Genomic DNA, 7,558 nt, shown 5'->3' on the forward strand with positions numbered 1-7,558 from the left:
GGGCAGGACGCCGCATTCGGGCTGCTGAAGCTCCTGGACGGGCCGGACCCGTCGGTGGCGCGCGCGGCGGCCGGCGCGCTGTCGGAGCTGGGGGCGGACGCAGACACCCAGATTCTCCAGGCGCTGCGCGAGGGCGACAGCCTCCGGCGCCGCGTGCTGTTACCGCTGGTGGGCCGCAGGTCCGCGGCGGTGCCGGACGTCATGTCGTGCCTGGAGGACCGGGACGCGGCGGTGCGCGCCCTGGCGGCGGACACGTTGTCCCGCATTGGCAGCCCGGCCGCGGTGCCAGCCCTGTTCGAGCGGTTGGTGGACGAGGACTTGCGCGTGGTGCAGGCCGCGGTGGGGGCCATCCAGTCCCTGGGCAGCGACACCACGGAGAAGCTGGCGTTGCAGGCGGCCCGTTCCCCCGACGCGCGCCTGCGCCGCGCGGCGCTGCGCATCATCTCCTACTTCGGCTATTCCAAGGGACTGGAGGTGCTGCTCCAGGCCATGCGGGACCCGGATGAGCGCCTGCGCGACGCGGCCATCTACGGCCTGCCCTTCATCGAGGACCCGCGCGCGGTGGACGCGCTGCTGACGGCCGCCAATCACGAGTCGGAGCGCACGCGCGCGGCGGCCATGCGCGCGCTGGGGCAGACGGAGAAGGAGGCGCGCATCACCTCCACGCTGCTGCGTGGCCTCAACGACCGCGACCCCTGGGTGCGCTACTACGCGTGCCAGGCGCTGGGGAAGCTGAACGAGGAGGCCGCCGCGGACGCCATCGTCGCGCTGGCGGACGACGCCGCTGGCCAGGTGCGCGTGGCGGTGGTGGACGCGCTGGCGCACATGCACACGGAGAGCGCGATGTCGGCGCTCCAGCGCGCGGCGGCCAGCGCGGACGCGGATGTGCGGCGCGCCGCCCTGCTGGGGCTGGGCGTGGGCCGGCGGCCGGACGCGCTGCCCGTGCTGCTGGAGGCGGCGAAGTCGGAGGACGCGGCCACGCGGCTCGTCGCGCTGTCCGCGGTGGCCGAATACGATGCACCGGAGACGCTGCCCGCGCTGCTGCACGCCGCGGGTGACGGTGACGACAGCGTGCGCAGCGCCGCGGTGGGCTTCATCGCCACGCGCCCCGGGGTCCCGGCCACGCAGGCCCTGGTGTCCCTGCTGGGGGACATGACGCTGCGCGAGCGGGTGGTGAGCGCCTTGGCGCTGCCCCTGGAGGGCCGGCTGCCGGGACTGCTGGCCGCGCTGGAGGCGGCGGACGAAGTCACGGCGCCGCTGCTGGTGGCGGCACTGGCCCGGATGCGACGGGCGGACGCGCGCGCCGCGCTGATGCAGCTCCTGGTGTCCGCCAGTCCGGCGGGCCGTCGCGCCGCGGTGCCCGCAGTGGCGGCATTGGGGACGTTGGAGGCACGCGAGGCGCTGGAGCGCGCCTCCAATCAGGACGAGGACCCCGAGGTCCGGAGGGCCTGCCGGCTGGTGCTGAGCCGCTGACGCCCCGCCATGTTCTCACTGCCCATGTCTCCCCAGGTGTTCGCCATCCTGGCCGCGCTCATCGAGCAGCGCTCCGGGGTGCACTACGCCCCCGAGGACCGGGAGTTGCTCGCCGACAAGGTGGTGCCCCGCGCGCTGGACGCGGGCTTCGACTCGCTGCTCGACTACTACTACTTCCTCCGCTACGACCCTGCGGGCTCCGAGGCGCTGGACGCGCTGGTGGACTCGCTGCTGGTCCACGAGACGTACTTCTTCCGGGAGGCCCTGCCGCTGCGGGTGCTGGCCGAGGACCTGCTGGTGCCCGCCGTGCGCGCCGGACGGCGGCCCCGGGTGTGGAGCGCGGCCTGCTCCACCGGAGAGGAGCCCCTCACGCTGGCGATGATTCTCGCGGAGTTGGGCGTGCTCGACGAGGTGGAGCTGCTGGCCAGTGACTTGAGTGCCCGCGCGCTGGAGCGGGCCCGCACCGGGGAGCACAACCTGCGCTCCCTGCGCGCGCTGCCTCCGGGCGTGGAGGGCCGGTGGCTGGAGACGCGCGAGGGGCGCCCGCGCGTCCGGCCGGAGTTGGTGCGCGCGGTGGACTGGCGGCGCGTCAACCTGGTGGATGCCAACGCGGTGGAGCAGTTGGGCACCTTCGACGCCATCCTCTGCCGCAACGTCCTCATCTACTTCCAGGACGACACCGCGCGCCGCGTGGTGTCGTCCCTGACGCGCGCGCTCGCTCCGGAGGGGCACCTGCTGGTGGGGACCTCTGAGTCCCTGATGCGCTTCGGCACCGCGCTCGACTGCGAGGAGCGGCGCGGCGCCTTCTTCTATACCAAGGCAAGGCCATGACGGTGGTGTCTCCCATTCGCGTGCTGGTGGTGGATGACTCCGCCTTCGCCCGCAAGGTGCTGCGGCAGGTGCTCTCCAGCGCGGAGGGCTTGGAGGTGGTGGGCGTCGCGCGCGACGGCCTGGACGCGCTGGAGAAGGTGGCCGAGCTCTCTCCCGACGTGCTCACGCTGGACCTGGTGATGCCGGGCCTGGACGGGCTGGGCGTGCTGCGCGCGCTCGCCTCCAGCGCCGCCGCGCCCCGCGTGGTGGTGGTGAGCAGCGCGGGCGAGGAGAGCGAGCTGGCGGTGGCCGCGCTCCAGGCCGGCGCGGTGGAGCTGGTGAACAAGCCCACCGCGCTCGCCACCGAGCGGCTGTATGAGCTGGGCGGCGAGCTGGTGGCGAAGGTCCGCACGGCCGCGGGCGCGGTGGTTCGCGCGCCGCCGGAGCCGGCACCGTCGCCGGAGGTCTCCTCCGCGCCGGTGGCTCGCGCGGCCGCGAAGAGTCTGGTGGTGGTGGGCACCTCCACCGGCGGGCCGCAGGCGCTCACCCGCCTGCTGTCCGAGCTTCCCGTGGACTTCCCCGCGCCGCTGGCGCTCGCGCTCCACATCCCCACGGGCTACACGGAGGCGGTGGCCCGGCGCCTGAACGCGCACTGCGCGCTGGAGGTGCTCGAAGCGGTGGATGGGCTGGAGCTGCGGCCCGGCCGCGTGGTGCTGGCGCGCTCCGGGCAGCACCTCAAGCTGGAGCGCCATGGAGCGGTGACGCTCGCTCGGCTGGACCGGCAGCCGCTGCGCACGGCGCACCACCCCAGCGTGGACATCCTCTTCGAAAGCGCCGCGCGAAGCTGGGGCTCGGACGTGGTGGGCCTGGTGCTCACTGGCATGGGGGACGACGGCGTCGCGGGCGCCCGGGCCATCCGCGAGGCCGGAGGCACCATCCTCACGGAGAGCGAGTCCTCCTGCGTGGTGTACGGCATGCCGCGCGCCGTGAAGGAAGCCGGGCTGGCCACCGCCAGCGCTCCGCTGGAGGGCATGCTGGCGCTGCTGCGGCGTCATGTGCGCTGAAGGCCGACCTTTCTAAAGACGGGTGGGTGATGGTCCCGGAGCGTCGGCTGGGTCAGGATGGCCGGCATGCTCCGATACGCCGCTGACCGCCGGACGATGCTGTGGTGTCTGGCCATGCCCGTGGTGGCCCTGTCGATGTACGTGGTCCCCGGGTGGATTCCCTATCTCTGCCCCCTGGCGTGCTACCTGGCGCTGTCGGCAGGCGTCATCGCGCACAACCACAACCACTGCCCCACCTTCCGCAACCGGAAGCTGAACGAGGCCATGGGCATGTGGCTGTCGCTCTTCTACGGGTACCCCACCTTCGTCTGGATTCCGACGCACAACCTCAACCACCACAAGTTCGTGAACAAGGCGGGCGACGCCACCATCACCTGGCGCTACTCGAAGAAGCACAACTTCCTGGTGGCCTTCCTCTTCCCCTTCGTCTCCACGTACTGGCAGCAGGAGCCGACGAAGGCGTTCATCGACAAGGCGCGCGAGCGCAACCGGCCGCTGTACCGCCAGATTCTCACCCAGTACGCCGTCTGGGGCGGCACGCACGCGGCGCTGCTGGGGCTGGCCATGGTGATGCACGGCCTGGCCGGCGGCGCGCGCATCTGGGCGTTCGCCTTCCTGGTGCCCGCGCTCTTCTCGCTGTGGACCATCATGTTCTTCAACTACATCCAGCACGTCCACACGGACCCCTGGAGCGAGCACGACCACAGCCGCAGCTTCACCGGCCGCCTCATCAACTTCTTCCTCTTCAACAACGGCCTCCACGCCGTGCACCATGAGACGCCGGGCCTGCACTGGAGCCTGCTGCCCCAGGCGCACGCGAAAATCGAGGCCGCCATGGACCCGGCCCTCAAGCCGGTGAGCTTCTTCGCCTGGTGCTTCCGCTCGTACGTGGTGGCCCCCTTCCTGCCCCGCTTCGGCACGGCTCAGGTGGGACGCGCGCCCTATGAGCCGCCCGCGGGTGTCGCGCTGGACGTGCGCTTCGGGGACGACCTGCAGGCCGTCGACTCGGGCGTCAACGTCGCCCGCGTCTGACGCGCCTTCGTGGCGCCGTGGACACCGGCTGCGGCCCCAGTCGGAGGCCGGTGTCCTTTATTTCCCATCTGTCGTTGGAATCTGACCCAGGGGGATTTTCTCTGACTGGCCGTTTCTCATACTTCGAAGTCGCAGGATGAGCGCGGTGGGCGGGCCGGGGGGGACGAAGACACGGGAGGCTCCGCATGATGACGGCTCCAGGACGCGTGCGTCCTTCACCAGGGCCGGTGGAAGCAGCGCCGCGGGTGCTGTGTGTGGGGGCCACGAGCGAATCCTGGTTGGCGTTGTCACGAGCCCTGCGTCCATTGCGCTGCGTGGCCTTTCAGGTGCCTTCCCTGGAGTCCGCCTTCCTGGAGGTGCAGCACACGCGGCCTTCCCTGGTGCTGGTGCACTGGCGGCAGTTGGTGGCCGGCGCGGGCATGGGCCTGCGCGCGCTGAAGCTGCGCCTGGGAGGGGATGGTCCGCCGGTGGTGCTGGTGGCGGAGCCGGAGACGCCCGCCGAGGTGCTCGAGGTGGGCGACGCGGAGGGGGTCGAGGACTGCCTGCTGTCGCCCCTGCGCACGCACGAGCTGCGCGCGCGGTTGGCGATGCTGGCGGGTGGCGGCGTCCCGGCCGCGCCGGTGCGTGCATCCCGTGTGCGTTCGCGCCTGCTGCTGCTGGCCGGCGCCAGTGGCCCCCTGGCGTGGAGCGGGCTGGGCGCCCTGCTGGAGGCATGTGGTCATCGCATCCTCTACAGCGCCACCGTGGGCGGTGGCGCCGCGCGCGTGGCCGAACAGGGGGAGCGGCCCGACCTGGTGTTGTCGCGGGAAGGCGCGCCGGGCGTGCCCAGGGGCCTGCCCTCTCCACGGTTGCAGCCGCTGCTGGCGGGGGTGCCGTCGCTCACGCTGGACGCAGACGCGCCGGTGCGTCCGGCCTCGTTGCTGCCCCGCATCCACGCGCTGCTGGGCCGGGAGGACGGCTCGCTGCGTGTCGAGGCGCGGGTGCGTTTCTGCTGTCCGGTGTCCTTCGGCGAGGCGGGGCTGCGCGGCGCGGAGTGGCGCTCCGGCGTGTCCAGCGCGCTGAGCCCTGGCGGCCTCCTGGTGCGCACGCTGGTGCCGGCGAAGGCGGGGACGGCGGTGGAGCTGCACATCCTGCTGCCCACCCTGGGCGAGCGCCTGGAGACACACGGCGTGGTGGCCTGGGCCCACGCCTACGCGCCTCGCAACGGCGTGTCCCACCCCTACGGCATGGGCGTGCGCTTCCTGGGCATGGGCCCACCGCGCCTCATGCAATTGCGCCAGTTGTGCCAGGCGGAGGTGCGCCCGTGACAGCGCAAGGCGCACCGAGGCGCAAGAAGGTCCTGCTGGTGGATGACTCGGACACCGTCCTGTTGCTCCAGCGGATGCTGCTGGCGGAGCTGGGCCACGACGCCATCGTCGCGCGGGACGGGCTGGAGGCGCTGGCGCGCGCGGAGCAGGAGCGGCCGGACCTCGTCTTCCTCGACGTGCTGATGCCGCACCTGGACGGGCTGGAGACGTGCCGGCTGCTGCGCGACCGGGAACCGACGCGGCGCACGCCCATCATCCTCTGCAGTGCGCGCGCCGAGGCGCGCAGCGTGCGCGCGTGCTTCAACAGCGGCTGCAACGACTTCGTGGCCAAGCCCTTTGACGGCGCCGCGCTGGTGGCCCTGCTGCGGCGCTACCTGGATTAGTCGCGCGGGCTTCCGGTGGGAGGCGTGGGCGGCCGGGCCGGCATGGAGCGGCGCGGCAGCGTCACGGTGAAGGTGGTGCCTTCCGCCTCATCGGAGCGGACCTCGATGGTGCCGCCGTGCGCCTGGACGATTTCCCGGACGATGAAGAGCCCCAGCCCGTAGCTCATCTTCAGCGTGCGCGAGCTCTGGGGCCCGCCGCGGAAGGGCTCGAAGAGGTGGGGCAGCAGGTTGTCCGGAATGGGGCGGCCGGCGTTGTGGACCTCCAGCACCACCCGGGTGCGCAGCCCGCGCGCCGTCAGCCGCACCGGCGTGTCCGGCGGGCTGTACTTGAGCGCGTTCTCCACCAGGTTGGACGTCACCTGCGCCAGCCGGTCCGGGTCCCAGACGCCCTGGGTGTTGCCCTTGGGGTCCACCTCGACGGTGCGCTGGGGGAAGGCCACGCCGAACTCGTGGGCCACCTTGGCCACCAAATCCTTCAGGTCCACCGGCCGGGGCTCAATGGCCACGCCGCCCATCAGCCGCGTGCGCGTGAAGTCCAGCAGCAGCCGGGTGAGCCGCTCGATGCGCACTGCCGCGGTGGCGATGCGCTGGCTGGTGCGCTGCGCATCCTCATCGGTGCCGCCCGCGGCGAGCACGCGCGACCAGTTCATGATGGCGCCCAGCGGGCTGCGGATGTCATGGGTGACGATGCCCATGAGCTGCTCCTGGAACTCGGAGTGCCGCCGGGCCTCCTCTTCCGCCCACTTGCGCTGGGTGATGTCGCGGCTGATGCCGAACAGGCCGAACACCTTGCCCTCGGCGTCACGCAGCACGCCCTTGGTGGACAGCCACACGCGCGGCCCGTCCACGCCCGGCTGCGCGTCCTCGTAGGTGACGGTGCGGCCGAAGGCGAACACCTCGCGGTCGTTCGCCGCGTTGGTGCGCGCCACCGCCGGGTCGAACAGCTCGAGGTCCGTGCGCCCCACCACGTCCTCGACGCGGTAGCCCACGGCCTTCGCGCCCGCCGCGTTCATCATCGTGAAGCGGCCGTCCAGGTCCTTCGTGTAGACGGCGTCCGTGGTGCCTTCGAGGATGGCGCGGAACACCTCGCCGTTGCGGCGCAGCGCCTCGCGCCCCTTGCGCTCCTCGGTGATGTCACGGCAGTGCACCAGCAGGCCGCCCTCCACCGGGCGCACGCGCACGTCGAGGCAGGTCTCCGCTCCCGGCCAGGCGTGCTCGTAGCGGACGGAGGGCTGCTCGGAGACGGGATGCTCGAAGTGCAGGTGACGGCTCAGCTCCAGCAGCTCCGGGCACACCCGGCGCACGTCGTCCTGCAACCGCGCCGCGTCGCCGAGCAGCCGGGCCATGTCTGGATTCACGTACGCCAGACACCACCGCGCATCGAGCAGGAAGAAGGCGTCCGGGAGCGCCTCCAGGAGCGTTTGCAGCAGCTCGGGGGAGGGGGCCTCGGCGGAAGGCTCGGCCAGGGGACGCTGGCGCTTCTTGGCGG

7 protein-coding genes are annotated in these 7,558 nt (G+C 72.3%); 6 read left to right on the forward strand and 1 reads right to left on the reverse strand.

Going from position 1 to position 7,558, the window contains the following annotated elements:
- The 6 genes from FMP39_RS36435 to FMP39_RS36460 form a co-directional block, all read left to right on the forward strand.
- A partial coding sequence (locus tag FMP39_RS36435; RefSeq protein ID WP_194858717.1) for a HEAT repeat domain-containing protein occupies positions 1-1,473 on the forward strand: 1,473 nt, incomplete at its 5' end.
- Between the two features lie 9 nt (positions 1,474-1,482).
- Positions 1,483-2,304, forward strand: a complete 822-nt coding sequence (locus tag FMP39_RS36440) for a CheR family methyltransferase (protein WP_141594545.1) — start codon at positions 1,483-1,485, stop codon at positions 2,302-2,304.
- On the forward strand, positions 2,301-3,347 hold the full coding sequence (gene cheB / locus FMP39_RS36445) for a chemotaxis-specific protein-glutamate methyltransferase CheB (RefSeq protein ID WP_141594546.1): 1,047 nt from the start codon (positions 2,301-2,303) through the stop codon (positions 3,345-3,347). Before FMP39_RS36440 ends, cheB begins: the two co-directional genes overlap by 4 nt.
- Before the next feature lie 57 nt (positions 3,348-3,404).
- Positions 3,405-4,379: a fatty acid desaturase gene (locus FMP39_RS36450; RefSeq protein ID WP_141594547.1), complete on the forward strand. Its 975-nt coding sequence runs from the start codon at positions 3,405-3,407 to the stop codon at positions 4,377-4,379.
- A gap of 185 nt (positions 4,380-4,564) precedes the next feature.
- Complete coding sequence (locus tag FMP39_RS36455) at positions 4,565-5,686, forward strand: PilZ domain-containing protein (protein ID WP_141594548.1); 1,122 nt, start codon at positions 4,565-4,567, stop codon at positions 5,684-5,686.
- Positions 5,683-6,069 (forward strand): response regulator, encoded by a 387-nt coding sequence (locus FMP39_RS36460; RefSeq protein ID WP_011556877.1) that lies wholly within the window; start codon positions 5,683-5,685, stop codon positions 6,067-6,069. Before FMP39_RS36455 ends, FMP39_RS36460 begins: the two co-directional genes overlap by 4 nt.
- On the opposite strand, the gene FMP39_RS36465 is transcribed toward FMP39_RS36460, so the two are convergent.
- On the reverse strand, positions 6,066-7,558 hold a 1,493-nt coding region (locus tag FMP39_RS36465), incomplete at its 5' end, for an ATP-binding protein (protein ID WP_141594549.1). The two genes, FMP39_RS36460 and FMP39_RS36465, sit on opposite strands and share 4 nt — an antisense overlap.

It is taken from the genome of Myxococcus sp. AB056, from assembly GCF_006547365.1.
GTDB classification, from domain to species: domain Bacteria; phylum Myxococcota; class Myxococcia; order Myxococcales; family Myxococcaceae; genus Myxococcus; species Myxococcus virescens.

Coding starts and splice junctions, on each gene's coding strand:
- FMP39_RS36450 (WP_141594547.1), top strand. CDS start 3,405: ATGGCCGGCATGCTCCGATACGCCGCTGACCGCCGGACGATGCTGTGG.
- cheB (WP_141594546.1), top strand. CDS start 2,301: ATGACGGTGGTGTCTCCCATTCGCGTGCTGGTGGTGGATGACTCCGCC.
- FMP39_RS36440 (WP_141594545.1), top strand. CDS start 1,483: ATGTTCTCACTGCCCATGTCTCCCCAGGTGTTCGCCATCCTGGCCGCG.
- FMP39_RS36455 (WP_141594548.1), top strand. CDS start 4,565: ATGATGACGGCTCCAGGACGCGTGCGTCCTTCACCAGGGCCGGTGGAA.